This is a genomic window from Aquiflexum sp. TKW24L (genome assembly GCF_023502205.1).
Lineage (GTDB): Bacteria > Bacteroidota > Bacteroidia > Cytophagales > Cyclobacteriaceae > Cognataquiflexum.
The window spans coordinates 1-19,166 of record NZ_JAMFLG010000057.1 but is presented as its reverse complement, the minus strand read 5'-3'; the positions used below and the strand labels follow the sequence as shown (position 1 = coordinate 19,166).

The window sequence follows — 19,166 nt, the reverse complement described above, 5'->3', positions numbered from 1 at the left end:
GTTTTTTTCCTTTTGGCTAAAGCCTAGAATCCTCATACTCTTCAAAAAACCACCAGCTAAAGCAGGTGGCAATTCACGGAACTCCATTCATCATTTATCATTCTCAATTATTCATTCATCTGGCTAAGGCTGGAATCGTCTTGTCTTTCTTACCCAAAGTTATGTTCCTTACTCGGGGCTACCCATATTTGATCCCTGCCTCCGGCAGGCACTACGTGGTCGGTCGTCGCCGTTATACTTCGTTGGTTTCATACGGTTTGGAAATATCAGCACTGAAAGTGCGAAATATCCTAGCGATGGGTGAAGCCCATCGGTATCATGAGGAATGGTTTCAACCAAGCCCTGAAAGGGTGAAAGAAATTGATTTAAAAAATATCCTGTTTTTATCGCAAGGACTCAATGGTTTCGCTTTAGTAGCAAAGGATTTTTTACTTCCCTGTTTTTGGCGGAATCCTTAATTCTCAATTTGCATGGGTTCGGCCAAAACCGGAATCGCTGTTCTCGTTTCTTACCCCGAGTTGCGTTCCTTACTCGGGGCTATTATTATTTGATCCCGTTGGGATCAATCGCCGCCAATGTTTGTGTCTCCACAAATATTTTTCATTCTTTTTGGCTAAAGCCCAAATGCCTCTTTCTCATCCATAAACCACCAGCTAAAGCAGGTGGCAATTCAGTACTGAATTTGCACATCATTCCTCATTCCTCCTTCTCAATTCTTCCTTACTCATTCTCAATTCATCCTTCATCCTTCATCCTTCAATCTTCCTCCTTAATTTTTTCTCCTCCTTTTACCGAAAAATTACTTTCCTTCCTTATCTTCCAACACCCAATTAGTTTGAATCCCTTTTGATCTATGCCTCTTTTTCAGAATTCTGTTCTTAAGAAATACCTCGCAGGTCAGGATTATGCCGCTATGCATGCTGCATTTGGGGCTTACCTGACTTACTTCCACGATCCGATGCGCCGGGCAAATATCCGGGCTTCAAAAGAGGAACAGTTTGGAGAAAGATTTCATATCAAGGTGAAGTTGAGTCTGTCAGAAGAAGCAGAATGGATGGCATATTTCCATGAAAAAAAAGCCAAAGCCCAATCCCTCCAATCCGACATCACCCGCCTCGACCGCGAGATCGATGCCTTGGTGTAGGAGTTGTATGGATTGACGGAGGAGGAGATTAGGATCGTGGAAGGAAATGGATAAATCCATTTTATTTAAGACGTTGCAACGACATAGCCCACGGTTTAAACCGTGGGCTATGGATTATGCATCGAGAAACCAAGAACCATTTCAATGGTTTTAAAATCTGAATTAAACATTATCCAAAATCCCCCATCATATGTCCCATTCCTATAACAAACTATGGATCCACGCCATTTGGGCCACAAAAGAAAGGATGCCATTGATCAATTCAATTGCAGAACCTAAGATTCATCAATTCATTACAGAACAGTTTCGTGAATCAGGATGTCCGGTAAGGATTATCAATGGAATGTCAGATCATATACATTGTTTATTTTTATTGAATTCCCAAAAATCAATCACGGAAGTTATCAAACAGGTAAAAGGAAGCAGCTCTCATTATATCAACCAACATGATCTTACAGGGGAAAAGTTTTCATGGCAAACAGGTTATGCTGCATATTCTGTTTCTGAATCCATTGTAGAGAAGGTTTTTACCTATATCAAAAATCAGAAGGCACACCACCAGAAAAAATCATTCAGTCAGGAATACGAAGAGTTTTTGAAATAGAATAAGATGGATGAGAATCAGAATTCCTAGTCCTCCAATCCGACATCACCCGCCTCGACCGCAAGATCGATGCCTTGGTGTAGGAGTTGTATGGATTGACGGAGGAGGAGATTAGGATAGTAGAAGGAAATGGATAAATCCATTTTGAGAAAAATATGGAATCCTTCATAGCCCACGGTTTAAACCGTGGGCTATGGATTATGCATCGAGAAACCAAGAACCATTTCAATGGTTTTAAAATCTGAATTAAACATTATCCAAAATCCTCCTCTCGGTGAAATTTGTAATCCCACCCTTTTATTTTTTGGAATTTGAAATCCCAATTCTGAGGAGTTCAACCCTCTAAAGTTGTGATCACCATTTACTGATCATTTTTGCACCAGGTTTCACCTAGGCTCCACCACGGCGGCAAGGCATTGAGAAGTGATCTCCTTTTATTTGTTGGAGGTATACTGTTCATCTGTCACAGGCTCCATCCATGTTACAATTCCATTTTCAGTCTTTGGCAAAATATACATTTGTGTGAGGGTAGTATTCTCAGTTGCCCCATGCCAGTGCTTTACATTTGCCGGACACTTGACCACATCACCTTTCCTCATAAAATGCCTTGGCTGACCCTCAAGTTGATGGTATCCTTCACCATCAAGAACTATAAGAATCTGTCCGCTTGGATGAATGTGCCAGTTGGACCTTGCGCCTTTTTCAAAAAACACATTACCAACCAATGTATTATAGATGGAATCATCCGCTACTAAACCAAAGTTGTAGACATTTCCAGTGAAGTTTGTTGCAGGACCAAGTTCACCCTTTGGAAAAATCGCTTCTTTGGAAGGATCGAGATCTGATTGCTGAGTCTGTGTTTTGTCAGCATTGCAGCCCATAAGTGATGCTACTAGGAGCAAGGTGGTTACCGAATTGAGAATAGGGTGTTTCATAGTGCGTGTTATTTTATTGATTGAGGAATATATAATTTGTACAAAAACGAATCGCAGGCGAACCGATTCTCCTCATCCTTCTCTCATAATTTCTGCTTGGTACAAAATTATGAAACAATCAGCCAAACAGGTTAAAAGGATTCAATCAGAAAAGTAATGTAATCAAATAATCAAGGGGTGGTTTGATATAGTCCATTTGACTCTGAAAACTTGGCAATAGCTTCCAATTATTAGGTTTTGCTAATGATTCTCCTAATAATCAGTGATTTATATAATATTTCTTTAAAAGTATATAATCCATCCCAAGCTGAGGAAGGGGTCCACAGTCGATAGTCCACAGGACTGCTAATCGTTCTCCACACGTTCACCGATATGGTGAGGCTTTACTTGTTACTTTTCAAGCAGGAATATAAATGTCAAAAGTGGCACCTTGATTCAATTCACTTTTGGCTGTAATGAGACCACCATGGTTTTCTACCACTTTCTTCACAATCGAAAGTCCTATACCGGTTCCTTTGTATTCTGTCCTGCCATGGAGACGTTGAAACACTTCAAATATTTTTTCACAGTATTGAGGTTCAAACCCGATGCCATTATCAGATACAGAGATATGGCAATATTTTTTATGCTTGTGTAGTTTTTCGTTGTCGATCTTGGTCCCATCGGTTATTTCACTGCAAATCTTGATATGGGGAGGTCGGTCGGGGTGGGCAAATTTCAAAGAATTATTGATGAGATTGATTAATAGTTGACGGAATTGAAAAGGAATAATCATTATTTTACAAAGCTGGTTTGTCTCTACGGTGGCGTTTTTTTCTAACAAATCCTCGATTAAATCTTCTCTTATTTCATCAATCATGATGTTAAGGTCGGTGCTTTCAAACTTGAGGTCGGCAGCATTCATTTTGGTGTAAGTAAGTAAGTCCTGAATGAGTGTTTGCATTCTTAGGGCTGCTTCCTGCATTCTTTTAAAATTATCCTTTGCGCTTGGAGATAGGTTTCCGTGCTCCCTATCGATAATACGAGAGCCAAAGATTTGGATTTTGCGTAAGGGTTCCTGCAAATCGTGGCTTGTGATGTAAGCGAAGGTTTGAAGGTCTTTGTTCCTTCTGTTGAGTTCAACATTGAATTTTTCCAATTCCTCTGTTCTTTCCCTTACTTTAGATTCTAAATCTTGGGTGAATAGTTTTTCTGAATGGGTATCGGTAAATGCTCCCACCCATTTTATAACTTTATTTTCTGAATCTAAGATTGGTTCAGCCTTTACGGTAAACCACTTGAATTCCCCTTGGGAGTTTTTAAGTCTGAGCTCATGGGTATACATTTTTCCTGTTGATAGGCTGTGGGCCCAAGTTGCAATCGACTCGTCAAAATCATCAGGATGAACAATTTCTTTCCATAACGCGGGAGTAAGAGGGTTCATTCCCGTGTAATCTTCCCATCGGGTGGAAGTGAATTCTACATTCCCCGTTTCATCCGACACCCAGACCATTTGCGGTAAAGTCTGGACAAGGGAGCGGAATTTTTCCTCGCTTTCTGCTAAGATGGCTTCTGCTAATTTTTGTTCATGGACATCAAAGCCTACTCCGACATAGCCGATAAAAGTACCATCAGGTAAATAGCGTGGGATGGTTTTGTAAGAAAACCAACGGTATTCTCCAGAGTGGTGTCTTGTTCTGACGGCAGGTATTTCATAGGGTTGTTTGTTTTTAAATGCATTGGCATAAATTTCCAGACAAATTGGTACATCTTCCGGATGGATGTATTCGTCCCAAGACCTGCCCAAGGCATCTTTCGCGGATTGTCCGGTGTACTCCAGCCAGGTTTTGTTCCAAAAGCTGACAGAAACGTCAGCATCGGGTTCAACAATAAACACAAAGATGGGACTGTCATCGGCAAGGTTACGAAAACGCTTTTCACTTTCTTGAACTTTTTTATATGATTCGATTTTCTCTGTCACATCGGAGGCAATGTCTAATATGGCATATACATTTCCTGTATCATCAAAAAGCGGCACGTAGTTGATGTTATAATAGGTTTCTTGAGTGACTCCATCCCGAACAAATTTTACGGCATCACCAAATGATTGGTACAATTTTCCGTTGGAAAAAACATTATCTAAGATTTTGAGATAGGGTTGCTCCTGATCTTTCAATTCGGGCATGACGTCTGTAAGCCGTTTGCCAACTATGTCAGGACCTTTTCCTAATGTTTTTATAAAGGCTTCGTTTGGACTCTCGATGACTAAATCCCGACCCACTAAAATACCAATGGCAATGGGGGCAGAATCAATCAGCGATTTGTATTTTGCTTCACTTTGTTCAATTCTTTTCCTTGCCAACACCTGTTCCGTTACGTCCGACACGATGGAAATTATCCCCTCGATATTCCCTTCTGAATCAAACAAAGGCTCATAGACAAAATTGCCATAGGAAATTTCTGTTTTGCCATTCCGGATACGTGTAACCGGAAGTTCATTGGCGATTACTGCCTTTCCTGTCATAAACACACCCTTGAGCAATTCTTCAAAACCTTGGCCGGTGGTATTGGGAAAGCAGGTAAATAAGGGTTGGTTGATTACCTCTTGTTTGTTTTTTTCCCACATTTCAAGCTGCTTTTTATTGGCAACTTCAATTATATAATCTTCACCCCTTAATACACAAATGGCCACAGGGGCCTGTGCGACCATATTTGCAAAACGCTTTTCACTTTCCTTGATCTTGTTGTTTAACAGGGCTTGATGTGTAACGTCAGAGCCGATCAATCCAATCCCATCTATTAAATTGTGGCTATTCCGCTGGGGATAGAGGATGAAATTATAATATTTTAATATTTTTTCTCCATTCTCTAGTAGATATACCGGTGATTCCATGCCGTTAAACGGAATTCCGGTTTTATATACCTGGTCAAATATTTTTTTGTAACCTTGCTCCTCCAATTCCGGAAATTCCGTAAAATATTTCTTTCCGATAATTTCCTCACCCCTTCCCCAGACTTTTATGGCAGGTTCGTTGGCGGTGGTGACGACATAATCTTCACCCTGAAATAATCCTATTGAAGACGGGGAGGAAAATATCAGGTTGTTATACCGATCTTGGCTCTCCTGTAGCTTTTCCTCGGCCAGGATACGGTCATGGATATCAGTATTGGTCCCAATCCATTGGTATATTTTTCCAGTTTCATCTGTAATTGGAACCCCCCTAGTCAAAAACCACCGGTATTGTCCATCAGATTTTCTCAATGGAAAAGTAAGTTCAAAAGGTTCGTTGGTTATCCATAGTCCTTTTGAGATTTCCAGGATACGATCGACATGGTCTGGGTGGTGAACCTTTTGCCAACCCCATCCTTTCATTTCCTCTGTGGTAAGTCCGGTATAGTCGAGCCACCGTTGGTTATACCAAAAAATATTGCCATCCCCATCCGCAATCCACCCGAGATTTTGGATGTTGTTACCAAATGTCCTGAACTGTTCCTCCACTTCTTTATGGTAATTGAGAGAAGTTTTAAGCTCGGTAATATCACGGGTGATTCCTACCACAGCTTCCACATACCCCATATTGTCTATCACCGGCACGAATATATAGTCATAGTCACGCATGCCAAGTGATGCATATGGGAATGAGACTTCCCCTCGGATAGGCATGTGGGTGGCGATGACTTCGTCTATTTCGCGCTCATGCATATCGGCATGTTTTTGAGCATATCCAATATCTCTCAGGCGTTTTTGGAGGGCTTCCTCCCGAGTCTGTCCCCACATTTTTAACAAGGCTACATTGACATAGGTGAACTTGTAATTCAAATCCACAATGAAAATCAAGTCGGGGGTAGTGTTGGTAATGGTGTTGTAGAGCAGTTCGCGTTCTAAGCTCTCCCTTCTCTCCAAGACGTTTTTGGAAACATCCGCAACCATGGCTACGACACCTTTTATATTACCCTCCCCGGTATGCCAAGGCACCAAATTCAAATCATAATGTCCGGTATATTCCTCCCCGTTTTTTTGAAAAGTCAATTCAACTTCCTTGGCTTCATAAGGGGTTCCTGATTCTAAAACTGAATGGAAAATCTTGTTGTGCTTGCTTGTTTCAGGAAACAGGTCGCTTAGGGTTTTGTTCTTTACATCGTCTTCTGTTCTACCCATCAAGTGTAGGGCAGTTTGGTTTACTACCTTGAGCAATAAATTTCCCCCTTCCATGAGTGCCATGGCAACAGGTAGTTGTTTGATGGATAATTCAAACTCTTGTAAACTGTCTTCCATAAGATTCCACCTTCTTTAATCTGAACAATACTATTTGGTTTTTCTTTAACAATCAATTCAGAAGACTATCCGCATCAGTGAGAAGTCGAATTTTCTTACTTAAAAAATCACTTGAAGTTCTGTTTTATACAATATAAAATGTGGCTCATGAGATTATCCGCTTTCTTTCCCCGTATAAAATATTTGTAGAAGATTCTCTGTAAGGAACAAGCTTACCGAGGTGCAAGCAATATTAATTTTTGGTTAGTGGCACAAGCAGATACTCACATAAGCTAATCCATTTTTTTGTATTTCAATAATGCTCCGCTTAATTAAAATTGAATCAAAGATTACTCATTTAGGCTTCAGTGAGGTCAAATTGATCTTTGGAAATCTGTCCGGAATTATTTTGGGAAATGAGGTCGATGGATTTAGAGATTACCTCTTTCAACTTATTGAATTCATTTGGCTTGCGGAAAAAAAAGCTTGCTCCGCGTTCATGAAGGATACTTAAAAATTCCTTATCCCATGAAGTAGAGAGGATGATGACCGGCAGTTGTTTTAATTTTGCATCCTTCTTTATATATATCAAACACTCCACCCCATTCTTTCGGGGCATATTGAGGTCAAGGAAAAGCGCTTGTGGCAAGGTTTGCCCTTCCTTAGATAGCAGGTCTATGAGTTGTACACCATCATTTACAATGGTGAGAGAGGCGTCAATGGGCAATTCATCCAATGCCTCTTGAAACAAAATACAATCATCCGGATCGTCATCAGCAAGTAGTAAACTTATAGAAGGGGTATTCATATTTTTGGCTAGAAATATAAATGTAACAAAAAGCACCATGAAAATATCAGTCAAGAATTGAAAGCTGTTTTTACCTCCTTCTGAGCCGCAACTCGCTGACCCTGATTAGACTCAGGGCATTCAATATCATCAAAGATGTGTAGAAAAAGGAAATGATATTTATTTCCCCGTCATCCTGAGTCCCCAACATTTTAAAATGTTCAGAAAAGGAATGATGGTTGTTGCGGCGTCATTCTGAACCGCAGCTTGCGAATCCCAACAGCTGTACGGGAGAAGAATCTCATTCAACTGAGACACTTCTCCCTTACTGTTGTCGGGATCAGTGTGACAACCCAGATATTCACTTCATTGGTAGTATTTAACATTATCAAAAATGTTTAGAAAGGGTAATGACTGAGGAACAACCGCCCTTTCTGAACATTTGCAAAAAGTTGTGGACTCATGGTTTGTCTTTGGAGGCATACGAATTCAAACCATCATGACAAAATTGTCTTTGTTCAGTCCGGAGTTGCTATACTGGAAATTGGTAGTGATGACCCTTGAAAGGACAGTTTTCAAACTTTCAAAATTATTTGGTTTGTTAATATACACATTGGCACCTCGCACAAAACATTCCTCAATGTCAACTTCAGCTGCAGAGGTGGAATAAATTGCCACAGACAGTTTGTTCAATTGTTTGTCAGTCCGTATTTCAGATAGGCACTCAATTCCATTCTTGGCCGGCATATTTAAATCCAAAAATATCAAATCCGGAAGTGGTGAGTCCTGGTCCTTCAGATATTTCATCAATTCATTTCCATCATTCACCAATTTAATATTCGAGTCTAAGTTTAGCTGAGTAATTGCCTCAACGAAAAATAGGCGATCGTCCTCATCATCATCTGCCAAAACAATACTTATCCTTTTCATATATCCTCTAAAGGGCTAGGTTAATTTTTTAAGCGTAGTTGACTTCATAATTCCGTTTTTCCATAATTCTCACAAAGGCGGAAGATGTAATTCCGGTTATTTTTTTGAATTGCCCTGACAAATGCGCCACACTGCTATAATTCAGCTTGAAGGCGATTTCGGTCAGGTTATGTTCACCACTTAGAATCATGGCTTTTGCACGTTCTATTTTTTTCAAAATAATGTAAAACTCAAGCGTTGTTAAGGTGACCTCTGAAAATAAATTGGATAGATAGCCATAACTCATGTCCATTTTATCCGAGATGTATTGGGATGTTTTGTAGGGATAATTTTCTTCCCTGTTTACCAATTCATCCACCACATCCTTGACCCTTTGTACGAGTTGCTCTTTTGGGTTTTCATGAATATATATACCATAATCCAAAAGATTAAGTTTTAAATCCTCATAAATGGCGTTATTGATTTCTTGTAAAAACTTTATTTGACCTGAACCGGAGTAGGTGTAAGCTATACCAAAATTTTCCAATTCCTTTTCGATGACTTTTTGTACCAAAGTATGCGTGTGATAACCAAAAACAAGTTTCATAGTCAGAGTCTTTAAATTAAAGATGATTAAATACCAGAAATAAGGGATAGTTATATTCCAATACGTAGGCTTTACAGCTACTAAGTAGTCAATCTATTCAAAGATTTTGCCAATTCAGATTTAGAGTCTATTAATTATACCTAAAATAGTAAGCTATGTGCTATTTTACGTGCTTATTATAAAAATAGAAATAATAATTACACGACGGTTTAATTTACGTTTGAAATTTCCTCTGTTTCTGAAATACTTCTCCAATCATAGGTTAAGCGGTATAATTCCAAGGTATTAATGGAAATCTTTTGAACGAAGCAGCTACCTTTTTCCTAAGTATTTAAAAAAGGAAAAGAAGTATTGGCTTTTTTCTAATCCGTATTTACACATCAGATTGGACAAAAGTACAATTTGAATACGCCCGGCATCCCAATTTTGGCAAGAATGAAAACCGGGAATTTTTCCCCAAAGTGTAGATAAATGCTACATGTTGCTCATACTTTTATTAAAAGTAATTCCGCGGTTTCATTCCTCTTGAAAGCATCCTGACAAGCTGTACCTAGGATTTCCCCATGATTAGTTTCCATCAGCATAGATTGGTTCAATACGGAATATTCATCAATCTCAGTTTAGAATACAGCGTTTTCCTATGGATATTCAATATCTGCGCTGCTTTGGTTTTGTTGAAGTGAACTTTGTTCATGACTTCAAGGATCCTCTTATATTCAGCTTTGAGTGCTGTTGACTTCAAGTCGGTGGTTTTCAGTTCTTCAAAAGCCGTTTCCATTAACTCATCGTGTTTGATAGGCATGAGTTTTTCTAAGGGGTTTTCAAAGCAATTGATTATTCTACTCGGGAGTGATTCTTTTTCTATCATGTTTTCCTCTCCTAAAAACAAGCAAACACCCCGTATCACATTCTTCAGCTCGCGAAGATTTCCCGGCCATGAATATGCTTCAAAACAAGATTTAACTTCCGATGAAATTCTGGGTTTTGGAATGTTTAATTCCACACTTGTCTGCTCGAGAAAAAAGTCAATGAAGAGAGAAAGGTCTTCCATTCTATCCCTTAGGGCCGGCACTTCCAGTACATATTCACTTAATCTAAAATACAGGTCTTCCCTAAAAAGAGAGGTTTCTGATTTTTCCAAAAGGTCTTCATTGGTGGCCGTGATGATCCTTACATCGGTAAATATTTCTCTGTTGCCTCCTATTTTTCGGATCACTTTTTCCTGAAGCGCTCTCAGAAGTGCCATTTGGATGTCCAAAGAAAGGTTGGCAATTTCATCCAGAAAAATAGTACCTCCATTTGCCTGCTCAAAAAAACCTGTTTTTTGCGAATGGGCTCCTGTGAAAGATCCTTTTTCATGTCCGAACAGTTCGCTGCTGGCTATTTCTTTTGAAAGGCTTCCGCAATCCACTGCAATAAATGGCTTGTCTCTCCTTGGACTGTAGGAGTGGATCAACCTTGCCAATGATTCTTTACCGGTGCCGGTTTCTCCCTGTATGATCACAGAATAATTGGTAGCGCCCACGGTTTTGACCTGATGCATCATATCCACCGCCTTGGAGCATTTTCCCCAGACTAGTCCAGTATCTGGTGTGGGTTCGTGATTGAGGCAGATAGGTTTGGAAGTTGATTTTTCGGATCTCATATTTATTTTTTCCTGCTGCGCATCTTTGATGGCATCAAGCAATTCATCCGGGTTCAAAGGTTTTGAAATGAAATTCAAAGCCCCGCGCTGGATGATGTTCACGGCATTTTTGAGGGTAACTTGCCCACTCATAAAAATTATTCCCGCTTCAGGGTCTATTTTTTGGATCCGGTCAAACATTTCCATTCCAGAAAAATCAGGCAGGTGGTATTCAACAATCAGCAAATCAAATTTATTCTTTTTAAGTATTTCCAGTCCATGGATGGCATCGGTGGTTGTTTCTACAATGTATTTATGTTTGGTAAGAAATTTGTGTAACAATGTACAAGTAGATACATGATTATCAATGATTAAGATACTTTTCATGGGAGAAGGATGGTTAGTTGTTGTTATTTTTCTGCACAATTCAAATTTATGCATAAGCCCGTGCCAATATGTTACAGGACTTCTGTAGGTCGTTGTAAAATTCTTGGTTATATGAAGAAATTCATCTTTTTTTCAAATGCCATCAAATCCCGAATTGGTAATTTTTTATAGCATTTTTCCTAAAAATCATGTAAAAATCACCTCATATAACTGATAAAAAACGGGAAAAGAACCATGTATTTGTTACTCCCAAAAAAAGTCATCCCTTTTTGTCCATTCAATCTAATGTGTTTACTAGGCTTTTCTTGCAACACCGCCTAATCAAAGTTTTCTTTCCGGGCCATTCAAAACGCTGACATCAATTACCTATTCTGTTACCAAAAATATCCATATTATCCCTGCCTATGGTTTGAATCTGAAATCTGAGGGCTTTTTAGATTTGAGTTGGGCTTTTTTTATGGGAAACGGAAATCCTAAAGAATTTTTCAAACATTGCATAATTGTTGTTCACTAAGATTTTCACACTCTATATGGAGTTGATTGGGAAAAATTAAGTGTCATTTCTTTGATAGAAGACACGAACATAAATTGGAAAGTATGCTTAAGCGGTCAAGAAAGATTCATCTGAGTTCGTTGATTATTGGGTCAGTGATTATTGCTGTGGTTTTAATTTTGGGACTTTTGCAATACCGTTCCACGAAGTCCTGGTCCACAAAAGCCAATGATTCCAATACTTTAAGAAGGGAATTGGCTGAGCTTATGAAAGAATTTCAGAGTTTGGAAAAAACCATCCGATCGCCACATATTGAAGATTATTCTGTTGAGCTGGATAATTTTATCCAATCTAAAAGTAGGATTCAAAAGCAAATGTCTGATTTGATTTTCTATATAGGGAAAACAGATGTGGCAAAATCAGACCTTGACAGTGCACTTGTATTGGGGAACATATATTTTTCGACTTATCAAAATATACTGGTGCAAAAACTCCAGTCACAAGATAGTGAAGATTGGCAAGGTGGTACTTTCGACCTTTCTGATTTGGAATTGACAGCTTTCCTGACAGAAATCCAGCAAAAAGAAAGAGAATCCATTGCCAACCAATTCAATGAATCACAGGAGTGGATAATTTATTTTTACACCTCTACGGGATTAATGGCCTTTCTCTTATTAATAGGCATTGTCTTTCATCGGGTAATCAATAAGGAGTTTAATACCTGTGATGATGCGGTTCTTCGTGATAAAATCTACCAGGAAATCTTTGAGCATACCGAAAAGATTGCAGGACTTGGGCATGGGTTTTTCAATTTCAATGAGAAAAAAATTGTTTTTTCTACCCACCTCTACAAAATTTTAGGCTTGAAGCCGACTACAAAAACCCCAACATTTAGAGATTACCTCAGGCAGGTCCACCCGGATGATAGGATAATTGTAATCGACACTTTGAAATCTCTGTCACTTACCAATGACAGGGTAGAGACCCACTGTAGAATCATTACACCATCGGGCAAGCTGAAATATGTGGAAGTGCTCGCCATTTTTAAAATTGAAAAGCAAGAACGGATGGTGATTTTTGTGAATCGGGACGTCACCATCGAAAGAGCCTCAGAACTCCAAATGCTTGAGTTAAACCAAAACCTGACACTTCAAAACAGGATGTTTAAGCACGTGGAAAAAATAGCCTCTATTGGCTTTTTCTCTTTTGGGCTTGATTCAGGCTCCGTTATCTTTTCTGACAACTTATTTCGGATGTTGGGATTTGAACCCAATTCATTCAAAGTTTCAAAAAAAATGCTGCTTTCCTTTGTCTTGGAGGAGCATGTTTCCCTAGTTTCAAATTGGTTGGATCCTGAGATGCCCAGTGAGGAATTAGTAAACCTTCCTGTAAAGTTTAAAACTTTCTACGGACAGATTATTTTTGTCAGTTTGAGCAGGGAGTTTTTTGGAGAGAAAGAAAAAGTGCTTTTGGTTACCCTCAAGGATGTGACCCAAGAAGGACTAACCAACCAACAACTCGAACTTCAAAATCAGGAACTTAACCGAAGCAATGCCGAATTGGCTTCATTTAACCACATAGCAAGTCACGATCTACAGGAACCACTTCGAAAAATTCAGACTTTTATTTCCTTGCTTCATTCCCTCAATGACTTCAAGCTTACCGACCAAGCAAAGGATTATTTGTTCAGGATCCAAAGGTCTTCCAATAGAATGCAGTTGCTCATCAGAGACCTGCTTCAATTTTCCAGGGTGTCTAAGGTGGATAAGATCTTTAAAGTTGAGGATTTAAATTCCATTTTACTCAATACCCTTGAGGAACTTGTGTTATTGATAGAAGAGAAGAAGGCCGAGATTGAGGTGTCAAATCTTCCCCAAGCTGAGGTCATTCCGCATCAGATCCAACAATTATTCTTAAACTTGATTGAAAATGCCTTGAAATTCAGTCGGGCAGATGTACCTAATCGAATTGTGATCAGCTTGGAAAAGCTGACAAACGAAGAACTGGCTTTATTTCCAGCGTACAAGGAAGACGGCTTAATCAAAATAAGTATCTCAGACCATGGGATTGGATTTGACCCGATCCATGCGGAATCGATATTTGTGATTTTTAAGAGATTGCACAATAAGTTCGATTTTCCGGGATCCGGTGTAGGATTGGCTATTTGCCAAAAAATCATCAACAACCATCATGGGAAAATATTCGCCGGCAGTCAGGGAAAGGGAGCAAAATTCACCTTTATCATTCCCAAATACCAAAGGGTAATGGCAAATAGTGGATAGGCATCTTTTCAAAAGATAAAAAAAGCAGGTAATGCCTCCTCGCGGTTTGAAGATACTTACATCTCATCTTACCGGTCATGGGTGGCAGCACCTGCTTTACTAATCAGATTAAAAAGTAACAACCCCTAAGCTTTTTATTGTTTTCTCTGACCATTAACGTCAAATACCACTGATTCCTCCTTGCCGTTTACAGGATAAAAAGAGACTTCAAATACTGTTTGCCCTGAATCTTCTCTTTTGATTTTTTGTACAATCATCGCATTGAAGAGCAGACTGTCCTTTGCGATAGCATCCAAAATCGGTTTAGGTAGCTGGAGGGTATCCATATCGCCCATTCTGTCATTGATGGGTACACCTTCGCGGTAATTGAGGGCAGCAGAATCACTTTCATGGAAACCATGTTCGTCCATTCCATCATTTGCTGAATTGTCCATACTTTGCTTATCATCTCTCATTTCACCCATATTTTCAGTATTATGACCAGTTTTTTCATTGGTGCATGAAAACGTAAATACCGCAATTATGCATATGCCGAGTAATTGTTTTGCTGTGTTTTTCATTTCGAGTTATTAATACAATGTTTCGATAATAATGAAGCAAATATATTTCCAACAACCGCAGGTGATAATCTTGGATAGCTTTACTTAATTTTTTTATCAGCATTTATCTCATAGCTCTGTATTTCAGTTTGTTTCATCGTTCGGCATTTTTGTCTATCTGGGCCTGATGAAATCATTAATGCGGTCTTCCCAAAAATAGACCGGGAGCAGAATCTGAGGTTATTTACCACTAAAAATACTCCTGACATTTTTTCTTTCTGGCAGCCCGATATTATAAAAATCGATACAATCTGGGTATAAAAAGTAACAATGGAGGACCTAATCTATCCTTTGGCTTTTTAATATTATTTCTTGCAAATGGACATGAATGGGTAAGTCATACACCTGAATTTGGTTTTTTATTAGGGCTTTCTGGGAGAAAATTAATTAAATACAAGCATTGTAACCTGAATGGTTTTTTAGGATTTGTTTGGTTTGGTATATCGAATCGAAAGGAATGGTTTTTGGACTTTAGCCAATATCTTTTAACAACTAAACCAAAGTAATTATGAAAAATTCAATGAGTCATCAAATCATTTTCTCATCCTCCCTCCAAGGTGCAGACGTCAAAACGACCCATGATGAGAGTATTGGAGAGATCAAAGAACTTATGATTGACACTTCCACTGGTGAGGTATCGTACGCTGTGCTTGCTGTGAGTACGGGCTTCCTAAATCTAGAAAGCAAATATTTTGCAGTTCCGCTAGGCGCATTCAATTTTGATCATTTCAATGACGAATACAATGGCCATGAGCTTGTCTTGGATGTGTCCAAAGAAAGACTGGAAAACTCTCCGGGATTTGACAAAGATAACTGGCCAACCCATCCTGATTCAACTTTTGTGGATTCGGTCAATACCTATTATGGGATAAAAGACAGAAGGAGTTCTTCCGTGTATGGTGAGTCCGGATTTGGAGACACCGATCAAGAGTCGAGGCTCAGTGACATCAGTCCAGATTCAAGGCGTAACGATTCTTGGAGAGATAATTCACTTCTTTAATTAAATGGTTAGTATGCACAAGCGGGCAGGAATCTTTCCTGCCTTCTTTTTTTTAGGCCTCTTTTACTCGCTGTTGAAAGTATCAGATGCAGATAGTTTTCCCGATTGAAGCAGAAGCAAATTCACATTCGGGAATTGATTGAAAACCCCCCAGAAAAGCAGGGAATTAAGCAAAAATCTTTGCCAATCATGTAACAACAACGGGGGATAGAATACGGAATTTTACATCATACAATCACACTTTAAAATCCAAAACCATGAAAGCGAACGAAAAAAACGAAAGCAAAGCAAAAGGCACCGCGAAGGATCAAAATGAGACCCGTAGCGCAGCCAAAGACCAAAAGCCACAAGATTCTAAGAAGTCTGCACCAAGTGCACCTGCTGCTAAGAAAAAGTAAAAGCATGTCGGACAATTTCTGCCATATGGTGGAAAGTTCCTCTGCAGGAGTGAATCCTGTTTGATATTATTTCACGGCTTGATTATCAAAACTAAACCACAGTAAATGGAAATTTTTAATGAAAGCCAAACCCGCTGGGATGAAAGGTCCGATGGATCAAAAGTCCTAAGCGGCATGTTCAGAGATCGGGAATGTACCGATAGGGCTTACAATAGTCTTGTTGATAAAGGTTACGGAAATAATGAAATCAATGTGGTGATGACAGCCGAGACCCGTGAAAAGTATTATGGTGATCTATCAAAAGATAGCGAGTTCGGAGCGGAACATACCTTCAATTCAAGTTTCGGTTCCCGGATAGGGAGTACGGCTGGAGTGATTGCCGGCGCGCAAGCCGCCATAGAAGATAGTGTTGTTATCCATGGACTCGGTGTCCTGATTGCAGGTCCATTGGTCTCAGACTTGACTGGAGCGGTTTCAGGTGGAATGATCAGCGTGTTGAAAGATTCAGGAATCCCTGAACCAAGAGCCAAGCTTTATGACTCTGGGATCAAGGAAGGGAATGTTGTCATCTACGTGAGTCCAAAAGACGATGCGGATGCAATTCACCTTTATGAAAATTGGAAGAATTTGCATGCTGAAGCTATTCATTACTGATTATTATTTCATTCAAAGTAGTTTACAATCAAGGGTTTCTCAGGAAGCCCTTGATTTTTTTATGCATAGTTCTAGGTAATTGAATTTAGAATCAGGGATTTTATCTTAAACCGAAATGGAAACAACAGCAGAGCCATCCATATTTGATTGGACACGATTGATGATCGGGGAAGAAATGCCCTATGCATTCTTGTTTGAAGTGGTGTTTCGGTCCTTCGTCATGTTTATAATTGTCTTGTTGGTGTTGAGGCTGATTGGAAAACGCGGGATAAAGCAGCTTTCGGTTTTTGAACTAGCGCTGATTATCAGCTTGGGTTCTGCAGCAGGCGATCCAATGTTCTACTATGAAGTAGGTCTTTTGCCTGCCTTGGTGGTATTTATAGTGATTATTTTCCTTTATAAAGGGATCACCTACCTATCAGAAAAAAGTGAAAGGATAGAAAGATTTGTGGAGGGAGTTCCGGTCCAGTTAATTGAAAACGGTAAAATCAAATTTGAGAATTTCAATAAAGAAGCCATTGCCCATGATGAGTTTTTTGCCCAACTCCGACTCAAAAATGTGGATCATCTGGGCCAGGTTCATAAAGCATTTATAGAAACATCTGGGGAGCTAAGCATTTTTTACTTTGACAAAGATCAAGTCAAATGGGGACTGCCTATACTTCCCGACCGAAATGAATGTCTCACCGATATCAAAAATGTAAATCCACTTTCTGAAAAAATCGCATGCGCAGTTTGCGGAACACTTGCTGACGAAATAGCATTTGCATCCAACCATTGTGGCCACTGCGGCAAATCAAAATGGATCTCAGCCAAAAACCACCCCCGAATCGTCTAGCTTACTTGATTCAAATCCCAAATCATCCCAACTTCCAACTTCCAACTTCCAACCTCGTACCTCCTACACCCCAACATCCCAACTTCCTTACTTCCTTACTTCCTTACTTCCCACTTCCAAACTTCACCTATCCTTCGCCACATCCCTCTCATCACTTGCTTGGTTTTTAGCTTTCTCGCTGATTCCCATTGAATCAACCTCCTCCGCTTCAGTATTTTTGTCTGGAGCTGATCTAGTTGGATCCGGGGTGATAAATTCTTCACCCGGCAGGTTATCTTTTCTATCTGACTTTCCTTTCTTTAAGAGGTCATCCAAAGTACTGTCTTTGGATTCAGTCTGATTTTCGGTATCTGATTTTGAGGTTTTCATCGGATTTTTTGATTTGGTTTTTTGAAGATTTATGAAGCCGGATTTTGCAAAAGCAATAAGTAAATAATCATTCCCCACTTTGCATACACGGGTTTATAGCTAAAATTAATGATAGCATTGCCAAGATTGAATATGAAATCCGGCATGTATTCTCTGTCCTTATCAAGGATAACCTGAAGTCTTTCCATGTTACGTATTGATAAGTTCACCGCCATTGGGATGGAGAAATTGGCCTGTCATATAACTAGACAAATGAGAGGCGAGGAACAGGTAACATGGAGCAACTTCTGAAGGCTCTCCTGGACGCTCCATCGGGACATCTTCCCCAAAATCAGCCACCTTTTTCTTGGAAAAAGAAGCGGGAATAAGTGGTGTCCAAATCGGGCCGGGTGCCACGCCGTTTACCCGTATTCCTTTTTCCGCAAGATTTTCCGAAAGCGAACGGGTAAAACTTACGATGGCACCTTTGGTGGAGGAATAATCGATAAGGTGATGGCTGCCCCGATAGGCGGTAACAGACGAAGTGTTGATGATCGTAGCACCTTTTTTCATGTGAGGCAAAGCCTCTCTTGTGAGATAGAAATAAGCAAAAATGTTGGTGGCAAATGTTTTTTGAAGTTGTTCATCTGAAATTTTCAGAAAATCTTCTTGGGGAAATTGGATGGCTGCGTTATTCACAAGAATATCGATCTTTCCAAATTCCTTCATAGTTTGTTTTACGATAGACTGACAGTGTTTGCTTTCTGAAATATCGCCACTGATAAGAAGTGATTTCCGCCCTCTATTTTCAATTTCAGATTGGGTCAGTTTGGCGTCTTTTTCTTCATTCAGATAAGAAATAACCACATCAGCGCCTTCTTCGGCAAAGAGAATCGCAACAGCCCTGCCGATCCCGCTATCACCACCGGTGATGATGGCTATTTTGTCCTTCAAAAGGTTGTTTCCTTTGTACCCCTCTTTAAAGTATTTGGGAAGTGGATCCATTTTGTGTTCGTCACCGGGTTGTTTCTTTTGCGTCTGCCCAGGCTTTTTCGTTATAGTTGGCATAAGATTAAAAATTAAAGTTGGTTTAGTTTTCTTCTACAGAATCTGGAAATAAGCGTGTTACATGCTCAGATCAATTAGCTTAAAGATAAAACCGAGGGGATGCTAATTCTTTATACAATTCGAAACCATGTTTACAAAAATGATTGGTGGCAAGATCGAAGTATCAATTTTAGTGTTCAACATTTTAAAATGTTTAGAAAAGGAATGACGGTTGTTCCTCCGTCATTCTGAACCGCAGCTTGCGAAGGTGAAGAA

Annotated in this window: 18 protein-coding genes; 8 read left to right on the top strand and 10 right to left on the bottom strand. The window is 39.5% G+C overall.

Annotation, left to right across the window (positions count from 1 at the left end):
• Positions 1-161: 161 nt before the first annotated feature.
• The 3 genes from M3O96_RS20915 (at position 162) to tnpA (ending at position 1,748) form a co-directional block, all read left to right on the top strand.
• Entirely contained in the window at positions 162-458 is a 297-nt protein-coding gene (locus tag M3O96_RS20915; protein ID WP_249724348.1) for a hypothetical protein, read from the top strand.
• A gap of 395 nt (positions 459-853) precedes the next feature.
• The gene (locus M3O96_RS20910; RefSeq protein ID WP_249724346.1) at positions 854-1,144 is read left to right on the top strand and encodes a DUF8810 domain-containing protein; all 291 of its coding nucleotides are present in this window, start codon (positions 854-856) and stop codon (positions 1,142-1,144) included.
• A gap of 190 nt (positions 1,145-1,334) precedes the next feature.
• Positions 1,335-1,748 (top strand): IS200/IS605 family transposase, encoded by a 414-nt coding sequence (gene tnpA / locus M3O96_RS20905; RefSeq protein ID WP_249724343.1) that lies wholly within the window; start codon positions 1,335-1,337, stop codon positions 1,746-1,748.
• 434 nt (positions 1,749-2,182) lie between these two features.
• On the opposite strand, the gene M3O96_RS20900 is transcribed toward tnpA, so the two are convergent.
• From M3O96_RS20900 to M3O96_RS20875, 6 genes are all read right to left on the bottom strand, one after another.
• Positions 2,183-2,683, bottom strand: coding sequence for a cupin domain-containing protein (locus tag M3O96_RS20900; RefSeq protein WP_249724328.1), 501 nt, complete (start codon positions 2,681-2,683; stop codon positions 2,183-2,185).
• A 397-nt stretch (positions 2,684-3,080) separates the two neighbouring features.
• Positions 3,081-6,938: a PAS domain S-box protein gene (locus tag M3O96_RS20895; RefSeq protein WP_249724326.1), complete on the bottom strand. Its 3,858-nt coding sequence runs from the start codon at positions 6,936-6,938 to the stop codon at positions 3,081-3,083.
• 337 nt (positions 6,939-7,275) lie between these two features.
• On the bottom strand, positions 7,276-7,725 hold the full coding sequence (locus tag M3O96_RS20890; RefSeq protein WP_249724324.1) for a response regulator: 450 nt from the start codon (positions 7,723-7,725) through the stop codon (positions 7,276-7,278).
• A gap of 468 nt (positions 7,726-8,193) precedes the next feature.
• A complete protein-coding gene (locus M3O96_RS20885) occupies positions 8,194-8,634 on the bottom strand; it encodes a response regulator (protein ID WP_249724315.1) in 441 nt (146 codons plus the stop codon).
• 28 nt (positions 8,635-8,662) lie between these two features.
• Positions 8,663-9,220, bottom strand: a complete 558-nt coding sequence (locus M3O96_RS20880; RefSeq protein ID WP_249724314.1) for a helix-turn-helix domain-containing protein — start codon at positions 9,218-9,220, stop codon at positions 8,663-8,665.
• 592 nt (positions 9,221-9,812) lie between these two features.
• A complete protein-coding gene (locus M3O96_RS20875) occupies positions 9,813-11,231 on the bottom strand; it encodes a sigma-54-dependent transcriptional regulator (RefSeq protein WP_249724312.1) in 1,419 nt (472 codons plus the stop codon).
• A gap of 597 nt (positions 11,232-11,828) precedes the next feature.
• Here M3O96_RS20875 and M3O96_RS20870 point away from each other — a divergent pair.
• Positions 11,829-14,006, top strand: a complete 2,178-nt coding sequence (locus M3O96_RS20870; RefSeq protein ID WP_249724309.1) for a sensor histidine kinase — start codon at positions 11,829-11,831, stop codon at positions 14,004-14,006.
• A gap of 134 nt (positions 14,007-14,140) precedes the next feature.
• On the opposite strand, the gene M3O96_RS20865 is transcribed toward M3O96_RS20870, so the two are convergent.
• Complete coding sequence (locus M3O96_RS20865; RefSeq protein ID WP_249724301.1) at positions 14,141-14,566, bottom strand: hypothetical protein; 426 nt, start codon at positions 14,564-14,566, stop codon at positions 14,141-14,143.
• A gap of 547 nt (positions 14,567-15,113) precedes the next feature.
• Here M3O96_RS20865 and M3O96_RS20860 point away from each other — a divergent pair.
• The 4 genes from M3O96_RS20860 (at position 15,114) to M3O96_RS20845 (ending at position 17,495) form a co-directional block, all read left to right on the top strand.
• The gene (locus M3O96_RS20860; protein ID WP_249724300.1) at positions 15,114-15,605 is read left to right on the top strand and encodes a PRC-barrel domain-containing protein; all 492 of its coding nucleotides are present in this window, start codon (positions 15,114-15,116) and stop codon (positions 15,603-15,605) included.
• 257 nt (positions 15,606-15,862) lie between these two features.
• Positions 15,863-16,003, top strand: a complete 141-nt coding sequence (locus M3O96_RS20855; RefSeq protein WP_249724297.1) for a hypothetical protein — start codon at positions 15,863-15,865, stop codon at positions 16,001-16,003.
• Between the two features lie 105 nt (positions 16,004-16,108).
• Entirely contained in the window at positions 16,109-16,657 is a 549-nt protein-coding gene (locus M3O96_RS20850; protein WP_249724288.1) for a hypothetical protein, read from the top strand.
• Between the two features lie 115 nt (positions 16,658-16,772).
• Entirely contained in the window at positions 16,773-17,495 is a 723-nt protein-coding gene (locus M3O96_RS20845; RefSeq protein ID WP_249724286.1) for a DUF421 domain-containing protein, read from the top strand.
• Positions 17,496-17,618: 123 nt separating this feature from the next.
• On the opposite strand, the gene M3O96_RS20840 is transcribed toward M3O96_RS20845, so the two are convergent.
• Genes M3O96_RS20840 through M3O96_RS20830 form a run of 3 tightly spaced genes read right to left on the bottom strand, consistent with a single transcriptional unit; the run spans position 17,619 to position 18,911 of the window.
• Positions 17,619-17,864, bottom strand: a complete 246-nt coding sequence (locus M3O96_RS20840; protein ID WP_249724283.1) for a hypothetical protein — start codon at positions 17,862-17,864, stop codon at positions 17,619-17,621.
• A 29-nt stretch (positions 17,865-17,893) separates the two neighbouring features.
• Positions 17,894-18,052, bottom strand: a complete 159-nt coding sequence (locus M3O96_RS20835) for a hypothetical protein (protein ID WP_249724282.1) — start codon at positions 18,050-18,052, stop codon at positions 17,894-17,896.
• A 1-nt stretch (position 18,053) separates the two neighbouring features.
• Positions 18,054-18,911, bottom strand: a complete 858-nt coding sequence (locus tag M3O96_RS20830; RefSeq protein WP_249724280.1) for an SDR family oxidoreductase — start codon at positions 18,909-18,911, stop codon at positions 18,054-18,056.
• Positions 18,912-19,166 lie beyond the last annotated feature (255 nt).